Below are 23,539 nucleotides of genomic sequence, written 5' to 3'. Positions count from 1 at the left end.
AATCAGTATGGAACAATTCGGCATCATTCATTTCGGCTTGTTTTGTCTGGCTGTGATGTTGCTCAATGCAACACCCGGGCCTGATACCGCCTATATCGTCGGTCGCAGCATCGCTCAGGGTCGCACTGCCGGCCTCATTTCTGCGCTCGGTATCTCGGTTGGCTGTCTGTTTCACGCATTCGCATCTGCATTCGGGCTGACCGCAATCATTGCCACCTCGGCGCTCGCCTTCACCCTCATTAAACTGGCCGGCGGTGCCTATCTGATTTATCTTGGTGTCAGAATGTTATTCAGCAAACCGGCCGTCTTGATTGCGCGCTCAACCGAACCTGAACGGCGCCCGCTGCAGAAAATTTTTTGGCAAGCGGTACTCACCAATATCCTCAACCCGAAAGTCGTGCTGTTTTTTCTGTCGTTTTTCCCGCAATTTGTCTCAACTGATGCAAATCACAAAACCTCTGCATTTCTGCTGCTGGGTGCAACCTTTGTACTAATGAGCACGCTGTGGAATAGCGGCACGGCCTTTCTGGCTGGTACACTAGCGCGCCGCGCAAGTCAGAATCCCCGCTACAAACTCTGGCTGGAGCGCTTTGTCGGAACAGCATTTGTCGGTCTGGGAATCAAATTGCTACTCACCAAACAATAATATGCACGAACAACCAAGAAAAATCCTCGGCAAACCTGCCATCAAACCGGCTCGTACAGTCGCTGCTGCAACTGAAGCTCAGCCACCAGCGCCACTGCTGGAGCTGAAGCCGGATTCACTGGCTTTCAGCCTTTCCGGTGCAGCGCAGGCAGTCGCCTATGTGCTCGAAGGAACGGCATTGCCACAGGCACTGGCCAAGGTTTTTCAGCAAAACAATGCATTGCCGCAGGCGCGTGGTGCAATTCAGGATATTTCTTACCGGACGATGCGTCAGGTCGGACGTGTGGATGCTTTGCTCAAAGCCATGACGAACAAGACACCGGAACCGGCGCTGTTGTACGGTTTGCTCTGCTGCGCACTGACTTTGCTGGTAAGAAATGAGGGAGAAGACGCGCCGTATGAAGAATTTGTGGTGGTTGATCAGGCGGTGACTGCTGCCAGCGCCAATGCTCACATGGTATTTGCCAAAGGCATGGTAAATGCAGTGTTACGCCGTTATCTGCGTGAAAAAGAAGAATTACTCAAGCTTGTCATGAAACAACCGGCGGCGGTCTGGAATTATCCGCAGTGGTGGGTGGATCAGACGAAAGCAGCCTATCCGGATGCCTGGCAAGCGATCTTAACGGCCGGCAATCATGCACCGCCGCTGACCTTGCGCGTGAATCGCCGTCTCATCACTACGGCCGCCTATTTGCAGCTATTAGCAGAACAGCAGATTGAGGCCTCACAAATCGGGCCGTTTGCGGTACGTCTGTCCAAGCCAATGCCGGTCAGCAGTATTCCTGGCTTTGACGCTGGCATGGTGTCGGTGCAGGATGCGGCGGCACAACTCGCAGCACCGCTGTTAGACGTACAGGACGGGATGCGAGTACTCGATGCCTGTGCGGCGCCGGGCGGAAAAACCTGCCACTTGCTGGAACTTGCCGATATCAACCTGCTGGCACTGGATATCGACCCTTTGCGCGTCAAACGCATACAGGAAAATCTGACCAGATTGAAATTATCTGCCACCATCAAAGAAGGTGATGCCAGTCGTTCCGGCTGGTGGGATAACAAGCCGTTTGACCGGATACTTGCCGATGTCCCTTGCACAGCCTCGGGCGTCGTACGCCGTCATCCGGATAGCCGCTGGTTACGCCGCAAAACCGATACTGCGCAGCTCGCTGCTTTATCGTCGCGCATCCTCGATAATTTGTGGCGCATGCTGGCTCCCGGCGGCAAAATGCTGATGGTCACCTGCTCGATCTGGCCTGCCGAATCAGAAGCACAGGCAGCCGCCTTTGCTGCCCGGCATGGTGCCATCCGTCTTGATGCACCGGGGCAATTATTGCCAACCATGGCCAATCCGTCCGATGCAAACAACGAACATGACGGTTTGTTCTATGCCTTGTTTCAAAAACCCGGGCAAAGCTAACGGAAAACACGAGCTTCACGTTATCATTGGGGCTCAGTTTTTTATTTCCTGATTGCATGCTCCTTCGTCTGAACAATCACCTACGCCGCTTAGCGCTGACACTTGTGTTAGCGCTATTGGCGTTGCTCATCGTTCCGGCTGTGCATGCGGCGGAAGCTGAAGTCACCTCAGCCAGAATCGAAGCGAGCGATGAAGGCTACCGCCTGGCAGCCAGCTTTTCGTTCGAGCTCAGCCATGCGCTGACCGATGCGATCGCTAAAGAAATTCCCATCTCATTCACCACCGAAGTCGAGCTGACCCGCCCCCGCTGGTACTGGTTCGATGAAAAAACGATACGTGCAATACAGACGGTTCGGATAGGCTATAACCCCTGGACGCGTCAATACACCGCCACGATCAATCAGGGCTTGCAACAGAATTTTGCAACCCTAGAAGAAGCGCTCGCGCTGGTATTGCGGCCTCGGCGCTGGGTCGTCGCCGATAAAGGGACGCTGACGGCCGGTGCAGTCTATAACGTCGCGGTAAAACTGAAACTCGATCTGAGTTATTTGCCCAAGACTTTCCTGATTACCTCGCTCAACAACAGCGACTGGCGCTTCTCTTCAGACTGGAAACGCTTTACCTTCAAGGTTGAAGACAAGTGACCAGATTTTTGCGGTATGCCTTGATTATCGGCGGTGCTCTGATGAGTATCCTGCTGTTTTTACTGACTACCGCCTCTGAGAATTCCGCCAATTTTGAGCCTTACTATGGCTGGCTGCTCGGCGCCAATGCGGTCGTCGCTTCCGCTTTACTGCTGTTGATTTCAGCGCTGGTCTGGCGTTTATTCAGCCGTTTCCGCAGTCGTGAATTCGGTTCCAAACTGATGACCAGACTGGTGCTGCTGTTTGCACTGGTGGGCATACTGCCGGGCTCGGTCATCTACGCGGTGTCCGTCACCTTCGTATCGCGCTCAATAGAATCCTGGTTTGACGTTAAAGTCGAATCGGCGCTGGATTCTGGTAAAAACCTCGGTCTGGCTGCGCTTGATTTTCTGCTGGCTGATCTGCAGGCGAAAGCACGTGAAATGGCGAGTGAGTTATCAACACCGTCAGATACTCCTTTATCTATCAAATTATCGCGTCTGCGTGAACGGGCACTGGTGCAGGAAGCCACAATCGTTAACAGCCGCGGCAGACTGGTAGCCACCGCCAGCCAGAATTTCGGACACCTGGTACCGGAATTACCGACAGCAGACATGCTGCGGCAGGCACGTAATTCGCGCATCTTTGCCGCCATCGATGAAAAAATTAATGCACCGGAGGCCGCCGAAATAAGTAAAAACACCGGACTGAACGATACAAAGCGGCCGATTCTTCCTCAGGAAAGCAATAAAACCCTGCGTTCACGCGTGGTTGTACAATTGCAGGCCAGCGATATGGCACTGTCATTGCAGCGGGAGACCTATTTCCTGCAACTGATACAACCGGTTCCCGCAAATCTGGCAGCGCATGCCGAGGCCCTGCGCAATGCATCGACCGAATATCAGTTGCGTTCGCTCGGCCGTGGCAGTCTGAAAACAATGTATATTTTCACGCTGACGCTGACCCTGTTACTGGCTATTTTTGCCGCCATTACCAGTGCCTTTCTGATTTCCGGCGAACTCGCGCGCCCCTTGCTGTTACTCGCAGAAGGAACGAAAGCAGTCACCGAAGGTGATTTTTCACCACGCCCTATCGTCACCAGCACGGATGAACTCGGCAGCCTGACGAAATCGTTTAACACTATGACACGCCAGTTATTCGATGCCCGTGCCGCCGTCGAAAAAAACCGCAGTGAACTGGAAAATGCCAAGGCCTATCTGGAATCGGTGCTGGCCAATATGTCAGCCGGTGTGATGGTGCTGGACCAGGCCGGCCATCTGGTTACCTGTAATGAATCCGTCGAACGCATACTGCAACGACCGCTGGAAGCTGAGATCGGCCGGCCGCTGACGGATATCAATGGCATGCATGAATTTGCCGATGCCATCGACAAAGCCTTTTCAGAACAGCATGCACAATCGGCAGCCGGTGGCAAAGAACAGCAGGAACACTGGCAACAACAAATCGAAGTGCCGCGTCCTGATGCTGTCAAAACCACAGAGCCAGCGTCCGATGCGATGCCAAATGACGACAAACAGAGCATTACCCTGCTCGCCCGCGGTTCGCATTTACCGGTCGGCGCCGGCAATGGTTACGTCATCGTGTTCGATGACATCAGCAATATCATCTCGGCGCAGCGCTCCATCGCCTGGGGCGAGGTCGCGCGACGACTGGCGCACGAAATCAAAAATCCCCTGACGCCGATACAACTCTCCGCAGAACGTCTGCAGATGAAATTGCAGGATAAGCTGAATGAAACCGACGCTGCCATTCTGAATAAGAGTACAACGACAATCGTGAATCAGGTGTCGTCGATGAAGCGCATGGTTGACGACTTTCGCGATTATGCAAAAACCCCGCCGGCAGTCTTGTCGCAACTTGATCTCGGTGAACTGATCGATGAAGTGCTGCATCTGTATCTGGCGGGCGATGACCGCGATATCATCCGCCTGCATCTGGCACCGGATTTGCCAAAAATTATGGGCGATGCAACGCAACTGCGTCAGGTCATCCATAACCTGCTGCAAAATGCGCAGGATGCCGTTGCTGACCGCCCTCAATCCGAAGAGCCGGCTCGCATTGATGTGATCACCGAAGTCGTTCATTACAATAGCAAAGCGCAGGACGTCTGCAGCGCAGTGAAACTGTCGATTATCGATAACGGACCCGGATTTTCCAGCAAAATTCTGGCGCGCGCTTTTGAGCCTTATGCGACGTCGAAACCACGTGGAACCGGGTTAGGACTTGCCATGGTGAAAAAAATCATCGATGAACACGGTGGTCGTATCGATATTCAGAATCGCAGTGATACAAACGGTGCAAAAGTAGCGATTTTGCTGTTAAAGTTAGCACCGGACTCAAAAACAGCATGAACAGGCTGATTTCCATTCGACATTAACGAAGATTAATGCGGAAATAAGAAAGACAAAACCACAAGGGCAGTAATAGGGTAGATTTATGGCAAATATTCTGGTCGTAGATGATGAAATGGGTATCCGGGAATTACTCTCGGAAATTCTGGGAGATGAGGGACATGTGGTGCAACTCGCGGAAAACGCGCAGCAGGCACGACTGGCCCGACAGGAAGCAAAACCCGATCTGGTGTTGTTGGATATCTGGATGCCCGATACCGACGGCGTCACCTTACTCAAAGAGTGGCAGCGCGATGGTTTGCTGACCATGCCGGTCATCATGATGTCGGGTCATGCAACTATCGACACCGCGGTCGAAGCAACCCGTATCGGTGCGCTGAACTTTCTGGAAAAACCCATTGCTCTGCAAAAACTGCTCAAAGCCGTGCAACAAGGGCTGACCCGTACACCTGAGCCTGTACGTCCGGCAGCGCCAGCATTGCGCGTCATCAGCAGCGATCACAACCATCCCAGCCTGACTCAGGGCGGCGTACAAGCTAGTGGCGGCGCCTTTGAGTCTCGCCAGTTCAATGCCACTCCGGCAGCAGCGAGTGCGCCTGCAAATCAATTCGCCAGTCTGTCGTTTGATTTACCTTTGCGCGAAGCCCGGGACGCGTTTGAACGGATTTATTTTGAATATCATTTAAACCGTGAAGGCGGCAGCATGACGCGCGTTGCCGAAAAAACCGGCCTTGAACGCACCCACCTTTACCGCAAACTCAAACAACTCGGTGTCGAGTCTGTCAAATACGCCAAACGCGGCGAATAATCTGCAAACTGCCGTGCCGCTGACGCTCGTCAGCGGTGGCAGCTATCGCCAGCGGGAAGCCCACATCGCCGCCCGCATTGCCCGTGATCAGGCAAGCAATACCAGCTCTGCCTGCATCGCCGTTCTGCTGGAAGGCTTGCCAGAGGGCGATCTGCTGCTGAACAACAGCGTTCAACTCCATTTGCAAAGAATTGCCCCCGGCTGTTTTTGCTGTATCGGCAATCTGACCATGCGGGTCAGCCTCAACCGGGCACTCCGGCAACGGCCACAACGCGTTTATCTCGGCGTTGCCAGTAGTGAACATCTCGACAATCTCAGGCTGACTTTACAACAAGCACCTTACGACCAGTTACTGACAACAGAAGAATCTGTTTCTCTGTAAATTTTCAGAATAAACTAAAGCTATTCATCGCGGCACCGTAACCTCTGTCAGGCAGCACGTTTTTTGCTTACTTGCAGGACTGACGCAATTTGTCCCGGCACGGCGTGGCGACGAAGGCAGTACGAATGTACGGCTAGGAGCCATAACACCGCTGGGGCGACTTTGCGCAAGTCCTAACTTGAAATTTGCTGCTAACAGCACCATGTCCGGTCTATATGAGGAAGTCATTTCTCCAGCCAGAAAGGATGCAAAATGAATCTTATTTATAACAGCGAAAACTACAGTGTCGTTGAATACAGCGAAGATGCCGAGCACGAGGCTCTGCGTTTTGGCGGCTACGAAATTACCGACAAAGCAGTACGTCGTGAATGGTTTATCGGTGGTCCGCAGGCACTGAGTTTCCGGCATGGCGTCACCGAGCTGATCGCAAGCGAACCGAGCATAGAAGAGATCGACGATTTTCTAGGTCAGTTTGATGGCTATATGCGGCAAAGCGTTCTGCTGCACTGACCCACCGTAATATCCACCCACCAATACACGGCATCAGTTGCCGTGTATATCCATACTACGGCAAGCTGCTATCTTGCTGTTTTGCTGTTTTTGCTGTTCAGCGCCACTCAATAACCTGGTCATGCCTATTAACTCTCATACAAGCTGGCTGGAAAGTCTGCAAGCTCTGCCAGAGAATACGCCTGCGATCCTGATCACGGTCACTGCTGCCAAAGGCTCGACACCGCGTGGCACTGGCACGCGCATGCTGGTCACGGCGCAGCACCAGTACGACACGATAGGCGGCGGTCATCTCGAATGGAAAGCCATTGCGCATGCCCGTCTGTGGCTGGCGGAAAGCGCTGAGCATAACGCCGCAGCCCGGCATCTCGATCTGGCGCTTGGCCCCAGTCTCGGTCAATGTTGTGGCGGCGTGGTCAGCATCATGCTCGAACGTACCGATAGCTGGACTACCGAACAAAAGCTGGCGCGCTATGCCGAATTTCAACAACAGCAAGCGCAATTACCGCATCTGTACCTGTTCGGTGCCGGTCATGTCGGTAGCGCGCTGGTGAATGTATTACAGCAAACCCCTTGCCGCATCACCTGGGTCGATGAGCGCGATCATTTGTTTCCAGCGCATTTACCACTATCGGTGCAAACGGAAGCCACTGACTGCCCCGAAGCTGTCGTTGTTCATGCCGAAGCAGGCGCTTACTTTCTCGTCATGACCCATCACCACGGTCTTGATCTGCTGCTGAGTGAACATATCCTGCATAAGAATGATGTCGCGTGGTTCGGTCTGATCGGCTCACAAACGAAACGCGCCCGCTTTGAGCACCGTTTGCGCGAGCGCCAGATCACGTCTGCGCAGCTGGCGACGATGGTCTGTCCGGTCGGTATTTCCGGCATCACTGGCAAAGAACCCGGTGTCATCGCGATTGCCGTCGCGGCACAGTTATTGCAACTCTGGACGAAGACACCTACACTGCCGGACTTCGCCTCTATCACTCACACAGCGGGATAAACAGCATGAGTAACTCTTTACACGACTTTATCCGCGGCTTGCCGAAAGCCGAACTCCATTTACACATCGAAGGCTCGCTGGAGCCGGAAATGATGTTCGAGCTTGCCCGGAAAAACGGCGTCAGCCTGCCGTATGCCAGCGTCGAAGAAGTCCGTGCCGCCTACGACTTTGAAGACCTGCAATCATTTCTGAACCTGTATTACGCCGGTGCCGCAGTCTTGCAAACCGAACAGGATTTCTTCGATCTGACCCATGCTTACATACAGCGCGCCCGTGCCGATCATGTCTGCCACGTCGAATTATTCTTCGACCCACAAACCCACACCGAACGCGGCATCGCGATAGCAACCGTGTTTGCCGGTATTGCCCGCGCCTTGCGTGAAGCGAAAGCGGCGGACGGTTTTTCCGGCAGCATGATACTGTGTTTCCTGCGTCATCTGAGTGAAGAAAGCGCGCTGGCGACGCTGGAAGCCGCACTGCCTCTGCGTGAAGCCTATGCCGACGTGTGGACCGGTGTTGGTCTCGATTCGGCCGAAGTCGGTAATCCACCAGAAAAATTCGCCCATGTGTTCACGATCGCCCAGGCGATGGGTTTCCGGCTGGTCGCCCATGCTGGTGAAGAAGGCCCGCCAGCGTATATCCACAGCGCGCTGGATGTGCTGGAAGTCGAACGTATCGACCACGGCGTACGAGCAGAAGAAGACCCGGCGCTGATGCAGCGTTTAAAAGCCAGCCGCATCCCGCTGACGGTCTGCCCGCTGTCGAATCTCAAATTATGCGTCGTGAAGGATATGCGCGAGCACAATCTGGCGCGCATGCTGCGTGATGGCTTGTGTGTGACGATCAATTCAGATGACCCGGCCTATTTCGGCGGCTATATGAACGCGAATTTCATCGCCACCGCCGATGCGCTGGCGTTGAGCCGCGAAGAACTGGTGCAACTGGCGCGGAATAGTTTTGAAGCATCCTTCGTATCTGATGCACAGAAACAAATCTGGTACGACGCACTCGATGCCTATTTGGAAAACGCTTAAAAATCGCCTGAAAACGCCAAAAAATAGTAAAAAATGGGGAGTATGTGTAAAAAATGCCTTTATCTCCTTATAAACAAAGGGCTTTTAAATATACTGGTGGGAGTATATTTAGAGCCATGAACGCCTCCAAACCATTATTTCCGACTCGCATTGCGTGCCCGGACAAATAGTTTTAGCTAGCAAAAGCGGTGTTCTCCTTTCAGTCCGACAAGGCTGGCCTGCATCAACACCACGCGAATTAGCTCACCGTCCGGGTGGATATATTGATAAAATGCGTCGCCCGGACCGATGTCCGCATGCTTTTCTGAGACAGCGCCACGGCATCTGTGGACGCTGCACCTCACGCCTGTTTTTATGGAATCCCTATGCAAATCCCCCCACTCGGCACGTTGATCAAAGATGAAGAAAATGACTGGCTGATCAGCGACGCGTTCAACATCGCCGCTTTTAACAATACGCCATGTGAATTTCTGATCGAAGGCTACGAAGCCGATCCGCACCCGCAGGATTTTTCCGACGCGATCAGCAATTTCATCACGCTCAGCAGCAGCGCGCTGAAAGCAGCAGAAACGCCGGTCTTTAACTACTATCTCGACTGGGCACGTCTGGCGAAAGCGGAAGGTCTGCCCTGTGTGGAAATCAGCGAACCAGCTGGTATCTGGCAGCACATTCAGTTCGGCAATGAAGCGCTGGTTTGCCGCCGCAGCAATGGTGACCGCGCGGTGTATGTGTTATTCGAATGTGATTGCGACTGGAATCAGGAAGACGGTTTGCAGATCGTTTTCAAACACGGCAACCAGGTCAGCAAGGTCGGCCCGTTTGATGATTTTTTAAGCAATGAAGATGTGTACGGTTTGCCGGAACTCGATAAAGTGATTTATCAAAGCCCGGGTTAAACAAAGCGCGCAGCAGGCTCGCTGCACAATCGCATCACCATAAAAAAAAACCGCATGATTCATGCGGTTTTTTGTTTTATTGCTGAGTGACTGATGATCAGAAACGGTGACGGATACCGGCAGCAACGCTGGTTGCACGGTCAGCCGTGTTGAGTTTGTCGCTCATCACTAACGCGTAGACGTCAGTACGTTTCGACAGATTGTAGTCGTAGCCTGCGGAGAAGGTATCACGCTTCAGATCCGCACCAACCAGGCTGCCTGTGCGTTTAGTATTCGCAAATGCCAGCAAAATGTCGCCACCGCCAGCCGGTGCTTTCACACCCAGACTGTAAGTTTTGTCATCCAGTGATTTCGGGCTGGTCGTGTCATCTTTGCTCGAAGAATATGTCGCAAACAGTTTTGCTACTGTCAGGTCATAGCTACCGGCAACAAAGTAAGTTTTCTGATTATTGATCGACGCATAATTCACAGGCGCTGCTGTTGCATCCACAATCGCGCCACCACTGAGCGGATTGCTGACCTGCACCTGATGATAGTAAGCGCCCAGAGCGAGTGGACCATTGAAATACAAGGCATTGATACCGACGTTTTTAGTACCGGTACTGCCTGCTTTTTCACCGAACTGGTAATGCACATTCGCACTCAGACCATCAAAATTCGGTGTCGTGTAAACGATCTCGTTACTCCAGCCAGAGTCACCTGCGGCGGAATTGGCCCAGGTGCGGGCAGCATAATTACCGCTGGAAACCCAGGTGTGTAATACCAATGGCGAGAAGCTGAAAGAATCACCGAACGGATTGAAAATCACGGTTGGCAAAAAACTTGGTGCCAGACCGCGACCCAGCGACACTTTACCGAAAGAGCCGGACAAACCAACGTTCGCATCGCGCGAAAACATGGTGTCGCCGCTGAAACGGCCAGAGGCGCCGGTATCTGCCTGCAAGAAACTGGTTAATGCAAAATCAGCTTTCAAACCGCCGCCCAGATCTTCAACACCTTTGAAACCGACCCACGATGTCGTCATACCGCCACTGTTAACGACAGCCTGACGACCGCTGTCGCCACTGTATTTAACGGAACCCAGAGTCACGTCGAGCAAACCTTCGACGGACACCTGTGATTGTGCAGATGCACCGCCAGCAAGCAGACAAGACACTGCCAACACCATACTTTTCAATTGAAATTTCATCGGTTTTCCTTGATTGATGTGATAAAAAAATTGTTTCGTATGCGGTTACCGGCAATCAGCGTCGCGTCTTGTACAGTGTGTCTGCTGTGTATTCAGGTGCTGATGAGATCAGCCAGCCGGAATTCCCCGATACGGATAATCTGTTCTATGCATTCCCGCATTTCGTCGGCGCGACTGGCAGCCAGACGTTGCGTGAAGTTGCGGATAATACTTTGCCGGTCATGATTGCGTACAGCGATGATGAACGGAAAACCGAATTTTTCCTTATATTCGGCATTTAAACGTTGTAACTGCGCAAATTCTTCCGCGCTGCACTGTGTCAGACCTGCGCCACTTTGTTCACGACTGGACTCTGCCGTCAGCTCGCCACGTATCGCTGCTTTTCCCGCTAATTCAGGATGGGCGCGGATCAGCTTCAGTTGCGCACTTTCCGCCGCAGTTCTGACGGCATCCGCCATCGCCTGGTGTAAGGCCGCCGTACTGGCAAATGGTCGCTGCGCGACAACTGCCTCGGCCACCCACGGCGAATGTTCAAAAATACCGCCCAGAACATCGACAAACGCCTGCGCAGAACAAAGGTTCAATTCATCAAAACTGTAAGTCTTGCTCATGCTGCGGCTCCATCTGTTCCTACAGCTCCTGCAGCTCCTGCAGCTTGTGGCTGGTAAGGATGCGTCGTCATCCAGTGCTGCGCGATATCAATGCGACGGCAAATCCAGACCTTATCGTGTGACTGTATGTAATCCAGAAAACGTTGCAAAGCGCGGAATCGCCCGGGCCGACCCAGCAAGCGGCAGTGCATGCCGACCGAGAGCATTTTCGGCGCGTTATCGCCATCCGGATCACCTTCTGCATACAACACATCAAAACTATCTTTTAAATACGTATAAAAATGCTCGGCCGTATTAAATCCCTGCGGCGTGGCAAAACGCATGTCATTACTGTCCAGCGTATACGGCACCACCAGATGCGGTTGCTGCTCGCCCGTGCTGGTGCTGACTTCAGTCCAGAATGGCAAATCATCGCCATAGTAATCGGCGTCATAAATGAAGCCGCCATGTTCAACCAGCAAACGCCGCGTATTCGGCGAATCACGCCCGGTATACCATCCCAGCGGCGCAGTACCTGTCAGCTCGCGCATGATCTGCACTGCCTGTTGCATATGCTCACGTTCGATTGCCTCGTCCAGATTCTGGTAATGTATCCAGCGCAAACCATGACAGGCGATTTCATGTCCGAGCGCGCTAAATGCCTGCGTCAGTTCAGGATGCCGCTGCAAAGCCATCGCCACGCCGAATACCGTCAGCGGCAATCCGCGTTTTTCAAACTCGCGCAAAATCCGCCAGACACCAGCGCGCGAACCGTATTCGTAAATCGACTCCATCGACATGTGCCGCGCTTCATATGCCGCCGCACCGACGATTTCTGATAAAAACTGTTCGGATGCCTTGTCGCCATGCAGCACGCAGTTTTCACCGCCTTCTTCGTAATTCAGAACAAATTGCACCGCAATTCTGGCCTGACCCTGCCATTGCGCATGTGGTACCTGCGCTCCGTAGCCAATCAGGTCGCGTGGATAAGCTGCTGTCATACTCATAAATTAGTTACTCCGTGAATGCCCGAGAACGGCTTTTAAATCAAAACCCTTGCCAGCATTTTTCGGCGTGCGACAGGCACACTGATGCAAATGTTGTGCCATTGCGTGCAAGGCTGCTTTTTTATCCTGACGCTCCAATGCTGCCAACACCTGAAAATGCTCATCAAATGAACAGGGGCGCGTCGTTACCACTTCCTTATTCGAAATCATCAGCGTCGTGCGCGAAACGAGGCGGCGCAGCATATCGACCAATAAATCATTGCCGCTCAGACGCGCGAGTGCGATATGAAAATCGGCCGACAGACGTATCCATTGTGGCCGGTCGCCACTTTCATAGGCGTCCCGTTCACGCTCGACCATGCGCCGCAGTTCAGCAATCGCGCTGGCATCAGCGTGCTGCAAAACTTTTTCCAGCGCCATCTGTTCCAGCGTCTGGCGCAATTCAAACATGTCCTGCGCCTCTTTTTCGCCCGGGCTGGCAATAAACGCACCACGGTTGGGCTCCAGATCGACCAGCCCGTCTGCGGCCAGCTGGCTTAATACTTTACGTACCCCGTGTCTGGCCATCTGATAAATCTGGCTCAGAGATTGCTCAGTCAATTTAGTCCGCGCCGGCAAACGATGATCCATGATCGCATCATAAATATCACGATACATGTGCTCTTCCTTCTCTGCCAGTGTCGATGTACGGCGTGTTTCAGATGAATTCATGCTGAGTGAAGAATAAAAATATTGAGGCATATTTAATCACGATTGTCGACAATATTAAATATACCGCAGTGTTCTTTACGAAATAATTTACATAAATAGCTGTTTTTATTCGATTTTATTTATTTTCATTTGACAGGCTTAAATTATGGCAATTAAGATTGTCGACAATATTTTCAAATCAATCAAACAAGACTGACGCAATTTGTCCCGGCAAGGCATAGCAACAAAGCCGGGGCTACTTTGCGTCAGTCCTATGAAATAAGGAACACATGGGACGTTTGACCACACATATACTCGACACCGCCCACGGCAAGCCCGGGCGAGGTATCAACATTGCGCTGTATCGTGTCAGCCCACAGCAACGCAGCCTGCTTTGCGAACGTGTCACCAATGCCGATGGCCGCTGCGATCAGCCTTTACTCGACGGCGATGCGATGGAAGTCGGCACCTATGAACTTGATTTCAACATCGGCACTTATTTCGCCAGACTGGTACCCGATCTGCCGCAACCGCCGTTTCTGAGCATCGTGACTTTGCGCTTTTCTGTTGCCGATCCAGAGGCGCATTACCACGTACCCCTGGTCGCAACACCGTGGAGTTACTCGACTTATCGCGGCAGCTGAGGTGGTAGTGAAGGTGGCGATTAAGGCACAAAACGCAATAAATTTCGTGTAATGCTGACCCTGCATCTAAAAAAATAATCTGGACATAAAATGGAAGCATATTTATTCGACTGGGCCAATCTGTTGCTGCGTTGGCTGCATGTCATCGTTGCGATTGCCTGGATAGGTTCATCTTTTTATTTCGTCTGGCTGGATAACCATCTGACTGCGCCAAGTGATCCGCAACTCAAGGCACAAGGCGTCGGCGGTGAATTATGGGCGGTGCATGGCGGCGGCTTTTACAATCCGCAAAAATATCTGGGTGCCCCACCGAAATTGCCGGAACATCTGCACTGGTTTTACTGGGAGTCTTACAGCACCTGGCTATCGGGGTTCAGCCTGTTTTTGCTGGTGTATATTTTTAATGCCCGCACTTATCTGATCGACCCGTCTGTTGCCAATCTCACGCCTGCCGTTGCAATCGCGGCGGCCTTAGGTTTTCTGGCACTCGGCTGGCTGGTGTATGACTTGTTGTGCCGCTTATTCGGCAAGAATGAAAAGCTGTTGTCAGCATTGATTATCGCTTACGTCATCGCCGCCGCCTGGGCTGCCTGCCATTTATTTTCCGGTCGTGCTGCGTTTCTGATTACAGGCGCGATGATCGCGACCATCATGAGTGCGAACGTGTTTTTCTGGATTATTCCGGGACAGCGCAAAGTGGTGGCGGCGATGAAAGCAGGAACTCCGGTTGACCCGGTACACGGTCAGCGCGGCAAACAACGCAGCGTACACAACACCTACTTCACACTGCCGGTGCTGTTTGCGATGCTGTCGAATCATTACAGCATGACGTATAACCACGCACAGAACTGGCTGGTGCTGGTATTCATCATGGTCGTCGGCGTTCTGGTACGACAGTTTTTTATCCTGCGCCATAAAGGTAAAACCAGCCCTATTTATCCGCTGCTGGCGATCGTCATCCTCGCTGCGCTGGCTGCGTGGATGGCCCCCAAAGCTGCGTCTGTCAGCAGCACAAAGGAATCGCCGGCAGCGCAGTTTGCCCAGGTTCAGCAAGTGGTGCAGGCACGCTGCATACAATGTCATGCAGAACATCCGACACTGATGGAATTTCCCGCCAAAGGACTGATGCTGGATAAACCTGAGCAGATCCAGGCGGCATCGCAACTAATTTATCAACAAGTGGTGCAACAAAAGCTGATGCCGCTGGGGAATCTGACGCATATCACCGACGAAGAACGCGCTGTCATCGCGCGCTGGGTAGAAAACGATACGGCCAATATGGCTGGCACAAAATAATCAAGAAAGTAATCGAGAAAGACATACTATGGCCATCATCACGCTCGACCCGAATGCTCCTGAATTTACCCGCCGCTATCCGAATCTCGCTGACCCACGCCTGGGCGCCAGAACACTGGCCTGCAGCGATGATTTTTTTGCCGAGATGGCGCGCATGCTCAATCCTGAACCCGCTGTCTTCATTCCCGGCAAGTACGATACCAATGGCAAATGGATGGATGGCTGGGAATCCCGTCGCAAACGAGTGAATGGTCATGACTGGTGCGTGTTGAAACTTGGTCGCGCCGGGATACTTAAAGGTGTCGATATCGATACCAGCCATTTCACCGGCAATTATCCGCCAGCCGCCGCAATTGAAGGCGCATTTCTCGCCAGTGGCGAACCGGATGACCAGACCGTTTGGCAGGAAGTGCTGCCATCGGTGAACCTGCAAGGCAACAGCCATCATTACCACGAGATCAGCAGTACGCAAGTTTTTACACACTTGCGCCTGAACATTTATCCGGACGGCGGCGTCGCCCGTTTGCGCGTGTATGCACAACCGGCAAACGATTGGGCTAATGCTGATCCGCATGCGCTGCACGATCTGATTGCGATGGAAAATGGCGGCTATATTGTGGCAACGAACAACCAGCATTTCGGGCTGGCATCCAATCTGCTGATGCCGGGACGCGGCGTGAATATGGGCGACGGCTGGGAAACGCGACGACGCCGCGAGCCTGGTAATGACTGGTGCATCATCGCGCTGGCACACGCCGGTACCGTGCAAAAAATTGAGGTGGATACCTGCCATTTCAAAGGCAACTATCCCGACAGCTGTTCGATACAGGCCGCATCCATGGCGGGCGGCACGGACACTTCGCTGATCACGCAATCGATGTTCTGGCCTACGCTGTTACCACAACAAAAGCTGCAAATGGATCATCAGCATTATTTTTCAGAAGAGCTGCAGTCGCTGGGGCCAATCACGCATATTCGTCTGAATATTTTCCCGGATGGCGGCGTCTCGCGCTTGCGCCTGTTCAGTAAAATCGCCTGAAAACTTTCACAGAATCATATTGCCAACGATATGAAAAAACTGAGCATTTCACCACTGACACGGACGGCGTTTGCGCCGTTTGGCGAAGTGATCATGACGGATGGCGCGCGCCATTACCCGATTAATCAGGGCACAACCGAACGTTTTCATGCCCTCGCCTGCGCTGATACGCACAGTGAAAACGGACAGACCATACTCAGCCTGTTTCGCGCGCAGCCACGTCAGTTACCGCTGCCAATCACCATCATGGAAAGACACCCGCTCGGCAGTCAGGCCTTTGTCCCGCTGACACAAGATGAGGCAGACGAATATCTGGTGGTGGTTGCACCGGCGGGAGAATTTGATGAAAACAAGATGCAGGCTTTTTTGTGCAAAGGCTTGCAAGGCGTGAATTACGCTAAAGGCGTCTGGCATCATCCGCTGATCGCCCTGCATAAAATCAGCGACTTCATCGTCATGGATCGCATCGGCCACGGTCACAACTGCGATGAAATCACGCTGGATGGCAGTTGGGTACTCGCCTGAACATTTCACACACTGCGCATTAAATCAACATTCGCAAGCCCCTGCGCTATTCTTTTCGCGTATCAGATGGAAGGTACAAACAAAAACGCAGGCAAAAAAATAGCCCGCTAAGAGCGGGCTTAAATCCAAACCTTAGGAGGTGTTGGAGGAGACAGGTGTAACTATATCGCACCGCAACAAATACGCAAACAACTATTTTTGCATATCAAACATTCACAAATCAGATATCTGAAAACGATAAAAAATTACCTAGAAGAAATCTTATTTCAAATTTTTATCGTTTCTATTGAATTTTTTAGTGCTTACCGGAAAAAGGAGAAAAAAAACCCGCGACCTTGCGGTTGCGGGTTAAATCCAAACCTTAGGAGGTGTTGGAGGAGACAGGTGCAACTTTACTGCAGTGCAGCAAACATGTCTGCTTTATTTTCGATATATCAATCATCACCGCAAAGAATATCTGCGCACCATGCTCTGCGAATGTCTGTTGAAGATGTTTTCTTATACCGACTACGCATGCGGGTGAATGAAAAAATCAGCGCAACACGACCTTCCACGGCTCAAGATCAGGCAGTGGCCTTGGCGTCTGAACGACTCAGGAACACTTTCCTTGTTTTTATTCAAATTCCACGTCAGTGCTGATGCCCGCCTCTGTGGAATCTGGTATCGTTCTCTCTGATGTGCTTGCTGCAGAGGATGCAGCGACTTCACGTCGAAAAAATAAATTGCGTCCTGCTGCGGCTCACTATCCATCCCGATACCAGCCAGCACATCTGCAACGCAATCCGGAGACTCGTATGAAACTAATAGATCCTATTGTTCAATTCCAGGCAGAAATTCAACAAATCCGCCGTGATATTCACGCTCACCCTGAGCTTTGTTACGAAGAACACCGCACCGCAAACGTCATTACGCGCCAGTTGCAACAGTGGGGCATTCCTGTTGTTTCGGGTTTAGGCGGCACTGGCGTCCTGGGCATCATTAAAAATGGTAACAGCACGCGGGCGATTGGTTTGCGCGCCGATATGGATGCCTTACCTATGCAGGAAATCAACAGCTTCCCACACCGCTCGCAGCATGAAGGAAAAATGCATGCCTGCGGGCATGACGGGCATACCGCGATGCTGTTGGGTGCCGCGCATTATCTGGCGCAACACCGCAATTTCGATGGCACGGTATATCTGATTTTTCAACCCGCAGAAGAAGGTGGCGGTGGCGCGTCGGCGATGATCAACGACGGTCTGTTTGAAAAATACCCTATGGAAGCGGTGTTCGGCATGCATAACTGGCCAGGCATTCCGGCGGGTTCATTCGGGCTGACGCCGGGGCCGATGATGGCCTCTTCAAATGAATTTTTTGTCACCATCAAAGGCAAAGGCGCTCACGCAGCGCAGCCGCACAAAGGTATCGATCCGATCATGATCGCGATACAGATTGCGCAAAGCTGGCAAACTATCGTCAGTCGTAATGCCAGCCCGCTGGAATCGGTAGTGTTGTCAGTCACGCAGATTCACGCAGGCAGCGCCACCAATGTGATTCCCGACGATGCGCAGCTGGTCGGCACCGTGCGGGCCTTCAGCAATGACATGATCGATCTGGTCGAACAACGCATGCGGGCAATTGCCACACACACTGCTGCGGCGTTTGATGCCGAGATTGATTTTGAATTCCGGCGCAATTATCCGCCACTGATTAACCATCCGGTGGAAACTGCGTTTGCAGCGGAAGTGTTACGTTCTATGGTCGGTGACGAGCGCGTGAATGCGCAGACCGAACCGACCATGGGCGCGGAAGATTTTGCATTCATGCTGCAAGCGAAACCGGGCTGCTATGTCTTCATCGGCAACGGCGAAGGTGATCATCGCGATGCCGGTCATGGTCTGGGTCCCTGTAATCTGCATAATCCCAGTTACGACTTCAATGATGATTTGCTGCCGATTGGCGCGACTTACTGGGTCAGGCTGGCAGAAACCTACTTGAAAAAAGCCACCGACGCAGCCATCTGAGACAGCAGACAAGCTACAATTTCAACCTTCATAACCGGACACGATTTCACATGGCAGACGAAAAAGACAATAACGACGTACAACGCAGCCCTTTCCTCGAAGAGAAAGCATTTAAATCCCGCACCGTGCTGGTTTTCGGCACCATCAACGATAAACTCGCAGCGGATGTCAGCAAGCGCCTGATCGCGCTGGCGGCCGAGTCAAAAGATCCGATCACTATGCTGGTTTCTTCGCCAGGCGGTCATGTTGAATCGGGTGACGTCATTCACGACATGATCAAATTCATCGATGTGCCGGTGAATATGGTCGGTACCGGTTGGGTAGGCAGCGCTGCTGTCAGCGTCTTTCTCTCGGTACCGAAAGAGCGCCGTGTCTGCCTGCCGAACACACGTTTCCTGATCCATCAACCCAGCGGCGGCTGCGGTGGTCAGGCAACGGACATTGCGATTCAGGCGCGCGAAATCGTCAAAGTGCGTGAACGTATCTCGGCATTGATCGCGCGCGAATCCGGTCAGACGCTGGAGCGCGTGACGAATGATATCGACCGCGATTACTGGATGAGCGCAGAAGAAGCGCTGGAATATGGTCTGATTTCACGCACCATCATCAAACAGAGCGACATCGCTTAATTGCCATTCATCCTGATTCCTGCATTTCAGGGCTTAATTCGGGGGTAAATATACTCCCCCCAGTATATTTTGAAGCCCTTTAAATATAAGGACATGAGCGGTGAATACTAAAAAAGCAGGGGGAGTATATGCTCCGCCCTGCTTTTTTTACGCCATGGCTATGCCTGCCAGTACAAGACTAAGCAACATCAAAACTCTTCCCAGTCTGCGGTGTCGCCTGCTTTTTCAACTGCTTTCGCTGCTCGCTGCGGACTTTGCCGGACACTGGATGACGCAGATTTGATTGCCGTGCTGTTCGTTTCCTTTTTGCCCGGCTTTGCCATCGTCTTTTTTGTCGCGTCAGCAGTATTGCGATTCACCAGCATTGCAGATGCGTTCGGCGCTGCCGTCTGGCTCTGATCTAATTTGAACACGCTGACGACGCTGCTGAGTTTTTCTGCCTGCCCCTGCAATCCGGCAGCGGCGGCAGCGGCTTCTTCGACCAGAGCTGCATTTTGCTGCGTCAGCGTATCCATATTGGTAATCGCATCATTGATCTGCGCAATACCAGCGCTTTGCTCCTGACCGGCGGCCGTAATCTCGTTGATCATGTCGCTGACGCGCCGCACGCTGGCTACCACTTCGCTCATCGTGTCGCCCGCCTGATCCACCAGCCGCGTGCCTTGTGCGACTTTATCGACAGAATCGTTGATCAGCTCTTTGATTTCTTTCGCCGCACTGGCAGACCGTTGCGCCAGATTCCGCACTTCCGACGCGACCACCGCAAAGCCGCGTCCCTGCTCACCGGCGCGCGCCGCCTCCACCGCAGCATTGAGCGCCAGAATATTTGTCTGGAATGCGATGCCATCAATCACACCGATGATGTCAACGATCTTGCGTGAAGATTCGTTGATCGAGCCCATCGTCTGCACCACTTGCGAAACCACGTCGCCGCCTCTTTGCGCCACTGCCGAGGCAGAATCCGATAACTGATTCGCCTGGCGCGCATTGTCTGCATTGTGATGAATTGTTGAAGTGATTTCTTCCATCGAGGACGCGGTTTCTTCGAGCGAACTTGCCTGACTTTCAGTGCGCCCCGACAGATCAAGATTACCTTGCGCGATTTCTGTCGCCGCAATGGTGATGTGATCCGTCCCCTGCCGCACTTCGCTGACCACCTTCAGCAAGTTATCGTTCATGTCTTTCAAAGCTTGCAACAGCATGCCGGTTTCGTCTTTACTGCTGGCTTCAATGTGACTGGTCAGATCACCGGACGCTACCGTCTGCGCGACTTTTACCGCATTCATCAGTGGCCGTGATACCAGACGGGCAATCCAGAAAGACAATGCCAGCCCCAGCACAACACAGATTGCCAGCGCCACTAAAATCAGCGAACGCGCCGTTTCATAAACCTGCGTGCTATGTTCATAGGCAGCGATCCCGCCATCAGACTGAATTTTCACCATCTTATCGACATGGTCGCGCAACCGCGTATTCACTTTTGACGAGGTGGTGCGTAGCAGGCTGACGGCTTCCGTCGAATTACCGGCTTTGGCGGCGGCAATCATCTTATCGGTGATCTGCAAATAGTCCGCCATCAGCTTTGCATATTCATCGTAATTCGCTTTCTCTGCCGCATTCGTCATCATGCGGCTGTAATCCGCTTCGATCTCGCGCAATCCGCTAATCGCTTCCTTTGTTCTGGTCACGTATTTTTCAACTTCCTCGGGACTTTCCGCAAACACCATTTGCGCCTCTTGCGAGCGTATGCGTGAGACACGTTCCTTGATGCCCATCGCCGCTTTGACGCTGGGCATCCAGTTCTCACCGAGATCTCTGGCTGCTGTGTTGACCTGAGCAAGTTCAGTCACAGAAAAAATGCCGATGAAAATTGTGATCAACAACAAACAGAGCGAACTGATTAAGAGCTTGACAGATATTTTCAGATCATAAAAAAACGACATAGCTTACTCCGGAAGTAATGTTGATATGGCACGCAGCAAATGCGGAATGCATCTGCTGCGATGAATCAGTACAACGGAAAATGCAGGTCAGATGCGGCAACGGCAGATGAACGGCAGACGAAAAACACAGCTTTTCGCCTGGCACATCGGTGGAACATATTTGTGTTGCGGGACAATTTCATGTGAAGCTCCGGAACAGGATCAGACATCAAAATTGCGACAAATATTGAAAAAACTTTGTGTGAAATTTGGAAGAAATAGCGACGGAATAAAAAGAACGCGATACGCTCCAGCGCTTTTTCAACACACAGAAAAGAGACTAACTGTTAGCGACTAAAAAAGCAAAAGGGGAAAAGCAACTATGCTTTTCCCCTTTTTCAGTTCAGACGACGATTATTGCAAAGTAGTAATAACCTTGACCGTGGAATCGACCGCCGATTTTTCGATATAGCCAATTCCGGTAGGATTAGCCGCAATCGCTTTTTTCACTTCAGCCGCAGACGGGTACTCTTTTGGTGCAGCGGCCTTACCCGTAAACACCAGCTTGGACCAAATCGATTTCACTTCAGATAAATCTTTACCGGCTACTTTTTTATAAAACTCAGCACGTACCGGTGAATTTTCTGGCAGATCAACCGGTGTAAACATCGGTGATTTTCCCAGAAAGAATTGTGATGCCTGTGCTGCCGTCATCGCAGTCGCCGGGTTCGCCGGATTCACGATCACGACGATATCGGAGGCACTCGCACTCGCTGCAACAGAGGCAAACGCTGCGGCGAGCATGACTTTTTTCAAAAATGTTGTCATCGCCATCTCCTCAGAATACAAAATCAACCGCAGCAGCAAACACGTTTACCGGGCCTTTAAAGCCAGGTTTGGCGTTGATAAATACGCCATTGCCGTTATCTGGAGACATGCGATCAAATTGCACTTTTAATGCAGCCGATTTATGGAAGTCCCAGCGTACGCCTATGCTATTGCTGGTCTGAATCGGAGAAGCTGAAGCCAGTGCATTGGCACCTGCTGTGTAAGCCAGCAAAGGACCGGATGTCGGTGTTCCGGCAACCGTTCTGGCGCTATCCTGTTTTGCAGAAGCATGCACAAAATACGGCAGGAAACTGCCTGTACGGTAACCAAACATGGTGTACCACGAAGTCGTGTCAGCAACAGCCAGACTGCCGGATTTACGCTTACCGTATTCCGCCTGCACCACGACGTTTTTCCAATCCACGCCTAAGCCCAGAGAAGTAAACGACGCTTTAGTGTCCTGCACCGCAATCGCATTCGCGGCACTGGTGTAGCCATATTTATTCAGGCCGCTGACCAGTGTGTTCAGGTTGACAGAATTATCAACAGACAAGTTGGTATCAACACGACCCAAACGCACCGTGAACGGGCCGTTTTCCAGTGCTATGTTGAAGCTGGAAAGCTTTTTAAATTTCGCTTTGTAGCCAGGACTTTCGCTCTCTGTCACGCCATATGCCAGTTGCGCAGTCACATTCGTTTCGCCAACCGATGTCTGATAAGTACCATCAATACCGTCGATACTTTCGAGAATAACCTGTGTGTACATCTCGACTGGCGGACGCAACATCGTGTTTGCATAACCAACATTGCGGTAATCAGAAATCATGTACACAGGTAAGCCCATACGACCAACGCGCACACTCAATTGATCATTCACTTTCGCTTTGGCAAACGCCCATGTCAGTTCCGCGCCAAAATTATCTGTGACATTTTTACGCACCAGACCCTGACCGGTGAAAGACAACCAGTCAGTTGCTTTTGCCGTGACCTGGATACCAAAATTGGAATCAACGCCGGTTTTCGCATCCGTCGTCACACCTGCGGCCTGATTCGGACGCGCGAATTCCGCATCGGATGTATTCGTGCGTGTCAGGGCAGCAGTACCGAAACCGCTGATCGATACATTGGAACTGTCGTCAGCCCAGACAGCGGATGCTGCGAGCGACATTGCCGTTAAGGCCGTTAAAGTTTTTAATTTCATATTTCCTCCTAGTAATGGAATAATTTGAGCCCTCAGAATTATTTCCACAAAGAAGCAAAACGGATGAAATCAGGGCAAATATTGCACCAATTTCGTGCAATTCTGACGAGGAAAAATCGAAAATATAGATTTCTCTCCTATGATGCAGAGTAGTTCGGATTCTTTCAACAGGCCGCTGCAGAATCAGAAAAATGGCTTAGAGTGGAGCATCCATTTGACGATTTCTAACAAATCCGTTGCTTATTCCATACATGAAAAACAAGAAATAAGCGACGGATTTGGAAA

The 23,539-nt window shown here is 52.0% G+C and carries 23 protein-coding genes; 16 read left to right on the top strand and 7 right to left on the bottom strand.

Annotation, left to right across the window (positions count from 1 at the left end; translation table 11 throughout):
• Positions 1-7 precede the first annotated feature (7 nt).
• The 10 genes from ACOTSW_RS00380 (at position 8) to ACOTSW_RS00335 (ending at position 9,691) form a co-directional block, all read left to right on the top strand.
• The gene (locus tag ACOTSW_RS00380) at positions 8-646 is read left to right on the top strand and encodes a LysE family translocator (RefSeq protein ID WP_423680388.1); all 639 of its coding nucleotides are present in this window, start codon (positions 8-10) and stop codon (positions 644-646) included.
• A 1-nt stretch (position 647) separates the two neighbouring features.
• Entirely contained in the window at positions 648-2,060 is a 1,413-nt protein-coding gene (gene rsmB, locus ACOTSW_RS00375; RefSeq protein WP_423680387.1) for a 16S rRNA (cytosine(967)-C(5))-methyltransferase RsmB, read from the top strand.
• 56 nt (positions 2,061-2,116) lie between these two features.
• Complete coding sequence (locus tag ACOTSW_RS00370; protein WP_423680386.1) at positions 2,117-2,704, top strand: DUF4390 domain-containing protein; 588 nt, start codon at positions 2,117-2,119, stop codon at positions 2,702-2,704.
• Entirely contained in the window at positions 2,701-5,055 is a 2,355-nt protein-coding gene (locus ACOTSW_RS00365; protein WP_423680384.1) for an ATP-binding protein, read from the top strand. The genes ACOTSW_RS00370 and ACOTSW_RS00365 overlap by 4 nt, the downstream gene beginning before the upstream one ends.
• A gap of 85 nt (positions 5,056-5,140) precedes the next feature.
• Positions 5,141-5,863 (top strand): response regulator, encoded by a 723-nt coding sequence (locus ACOTSW_RS00360; RefSeq protein ID WP_423680383.1) that lies wholly within the window; start codon positions 5,141-5,143, stop codon positions 5,861-5,863.
• Positions 5,826-6,245: a GTPase gene (locus ACOTSW_RS00355; protein WP_423680381.1), complete on the top strand. Its 420-nt coding sequence runs from the start codon at positions 5,826-5,828 to the stop codon at positions 6,243-6,245. The genes ACOTSW_RS00360 and ACOTSW_RS00355 overlap by 38 nt, the downstream gene beginning before the upstream one ends.
• A gap of 252 nt (positions 6,246-6,497) precedes the next feature.
• Positions 6,498-6,755 carry a BTH_I0359 family protein gene (locus ACOTSW_RS00350; RefSeq protein ID WP_423680380.1) on the top strand — a complete coding sequence of 86 codons (258 nt, stop codon included), beginning with the start codon at positions 6,498-6,500 and terminating at the stop codon, positions 6,753-6,755.
• Between the two features lie 121 nt (positions 6,756-6,876).
• Complete coding sequence (gene xdhC, locus ACOTSW_RS00345) at positions 6,877-7,761, top strand: xanthine dehydrogenase accessory protein XdhC (protein ID WP_423680379.1); 885 nt, start codon at positions 6,877-6,879, stop codon at positions 7,759-7,761.
• A 5-nt stretch (positions 7,762-7,766) separates the two neighbouring features.
• Positions 7,767-8,795, top strand: a complete 1,029-nt coding sequence (locus ACOTSW_RS00340) for an adenosine deaminase (RefSeq protein WP_186896091.1) — start codon at positions 7,767-7,769, stop codon at positions 8,793-8,795.
• Positions 8,796-9,160: 365 nt separating this feature from the next.
• Positions 9,161-9,691 carry a DUF6985 domain-containing protein gene (locus ACOTSW_RS00335; protein WP_423680378.1) on the top strand — a complete coding sequence of 177 codons (531 nt, stop codon included), beginning with the start codon at positions 9,161-9,163 and terminating at the stop codon, positions 9,689-9,691.
• A 97-nt stretch (positions 9,692-9,788) separates the two neighbouring features.
• Here the strand turns inward: ACOTSW_RS00335 and ACOTSW_RS00330 are convergent, their stop codons facing one another.
• From ACOTSW_RS00330 to ACOTSW_RS00315, 4 genes are all read right to left on the bottom strand, one after another.
• On the bottom strand, positions 9,789-10,880 hold the full coding sequence (locus tag ACOTSW_RS00330; RefSeq protein ID WP_186883968.1) for a porin: 1,092 nt from the start codon (positions 10,878-10,880) through the stop codon (positions 9,789-9,791).
• A gap of 92 nt (positions 10,881-10,972) precedes the next feature.
• On the bottom strand, positions 10,973-11,491 hold the full coding sequence (gene uraD / locus ACOTSW_RS00325; protein ID WP_423680377.1) for a 2-oxo-4-hydroxy-4-carboxy-5-ureidoimidazoline decarboxylase: 519 nt from the start codon (positions 11,489-11,491) through the stop codon (positions 10,973-10,975).
• The gene (gene puuE / locus ACOTSW_RS00320) at positions 11,488-12,477 is read right to left on the bottom strand and encodes an allantoinase PuuE (RefSeq protein ID WP_423680376.1); all 990 of its coding nucleotides are present in this window, start codon (positions 12,475-12,477) and stop codon (positions 11,488-11,490) included. The genes uraD and puuE overlap by 4 nt, the downstream gene beginning before the upstream one ends.
• Positions 12,478-12,480: 3 nt before the next feature.
• The gene (locus ACOTSW_RS00315; protein ID WP_423680374.1) at positions 12,481-13,188 is read right to left on the bottom strand and encodes a GntR family transcriptional regulator; all 708 of its coding nucleotides are present in this window, start codon (positions 13,186-13,188) and stop codon (positions 12,481-12,483) included.
• 269 nt (positions 13,189-13,457) lie between these two features.
• Here ACOTSW_RS00315 and uraH point away from each other — a divergent pair, with 269 nt between their 5' ends.
• From uraH to ACOTSW_RS00285, 6 genes are all read left to right on the top strand, one after another.
• Positions 13,458-13,811, top strand: coding sequence for a hydroxyisourate hydrolase (uraH, locus tag ACOTSW_RS00310; protein WP_423680372.1), 354 nt, complete (start codon positions 13,458-13,460; stop codon positions 13,809-13,811).
• 90 nt (positions 13,812-13,901) lie between these two features.
• On the top strand, positions 13,902-15,107 hold the full coding sequence (locus ACOTSW_RS00305; protein WP_423680370.1) for a urate hydroxylase PuuD: 1,206 nt from the start codon (positions 13,902-13,904) through the stop codon (positions 15,105-15,107).
• 28 nt (positions 15,108-15,135) lie between these two features.
• A complete protein-coding gene (alc, locus tag ACOTSW_RS00300; RefSeq protein WP_423680369.1) occupies positions 15,136-16,146 on the top strand; it encodes an allantoicase in 1,011 nt (336 codons plus the stop codon).
• A 30-nt stretch (positions 16,147-16,176) separates the two neighbouring features.
• On the top strand, positions 16,177-16,671 hold the full coding sequence (locus ACOTSW_RS00295) for an ureidoglycolate lyase (protein WP_423680368.1): 495 nt from the start codon (positions 16,177-16,179) through the stop codon (positions 16,669-16,671).
• A gap of 794 nt (positions 16,672-17,465) precedes the next feature.
• Positions 17,466-18,674, top strand: a complete 1,209-nt coding sequence (locus ACOTSW_RS00290) for a M20 aminoacylase family protein (protein ID WP_423680367.1) — start codon at positions 17,466-17,468, stop codon at positions 18,672-18,674.
• Between the two features lie 50 nt (positions 18,675-18,724).
• Complete coding sequence (locus tag ACOTSW_RS00285) at positions 18,725-19,303, top strand: ATP-dependent Clp protease proteolytic subunit (RefSeq protein WP_190476761.1); 579 nt, start codon at positions 18,725-18,727, stop codon at positions 19,301-19,303.
• A 188-nt stretch (positions 19,304-19,491) separates the two neighbouring features.
• On the opposite strand, the gene ACOTSW_RS00280 is transcribed toward ACOTSW_RS00285, so the two are convergent.
• The 3 genes from ACOTSW_RS00280 to ACOTSW_RS00270 form a co-directional block, all read right to left on the bottom strand.
• A complete protein-coding gene (locus ACOTSW_RS00280) occupies positions 19,492-21,246 on the bottom strand; it encodes a methyl-accepting chemotaxis protein (protein ID WP_423680365.1) in 1,755 nt (584 codons plus the stop codon).
• 393 nt (positions 21,247-21,639) lie between these two features.
• Positions 21,640-22,053, bottom strand: a complete 414-nt coding sequence (locus tag ACOTSW_RS00275) for a hypothetical protein (protein ID WP_423680364.1) — start codon at positions 22,051-22,053, stop codon at positions 21,640-21,642.
• Positions 22,054-22,063: 10 nt separating this feature from the next.
• Positions 22,064-23,254: a hypothetical protein gene (locus ACOTSW_RS00270; RefSeq protein ID WP_423680363.1), complete on the bottom strand. Its 1,191-nt coding sequence runs from the start codon at positions 23,252-23,254 to the stop codon at positions 22,064-22,066.
• Positions 23,255-23,539: the final 285 nt, after the last annotated feature.

It is taken from the genome of Undibacterium sp. WLHG33 (genome assembly GCF_049544815.1).
GTDB lineage: Bacteria > Pseudomonadota > Gammaproteobacteria > Burkholderiales > Burkholderiaceae_D > Undibacterium.
Note: the sequence above shows the minus strand (reverse complement) of the source record. Positions and strands in the feature narration are given on the sequence as shown.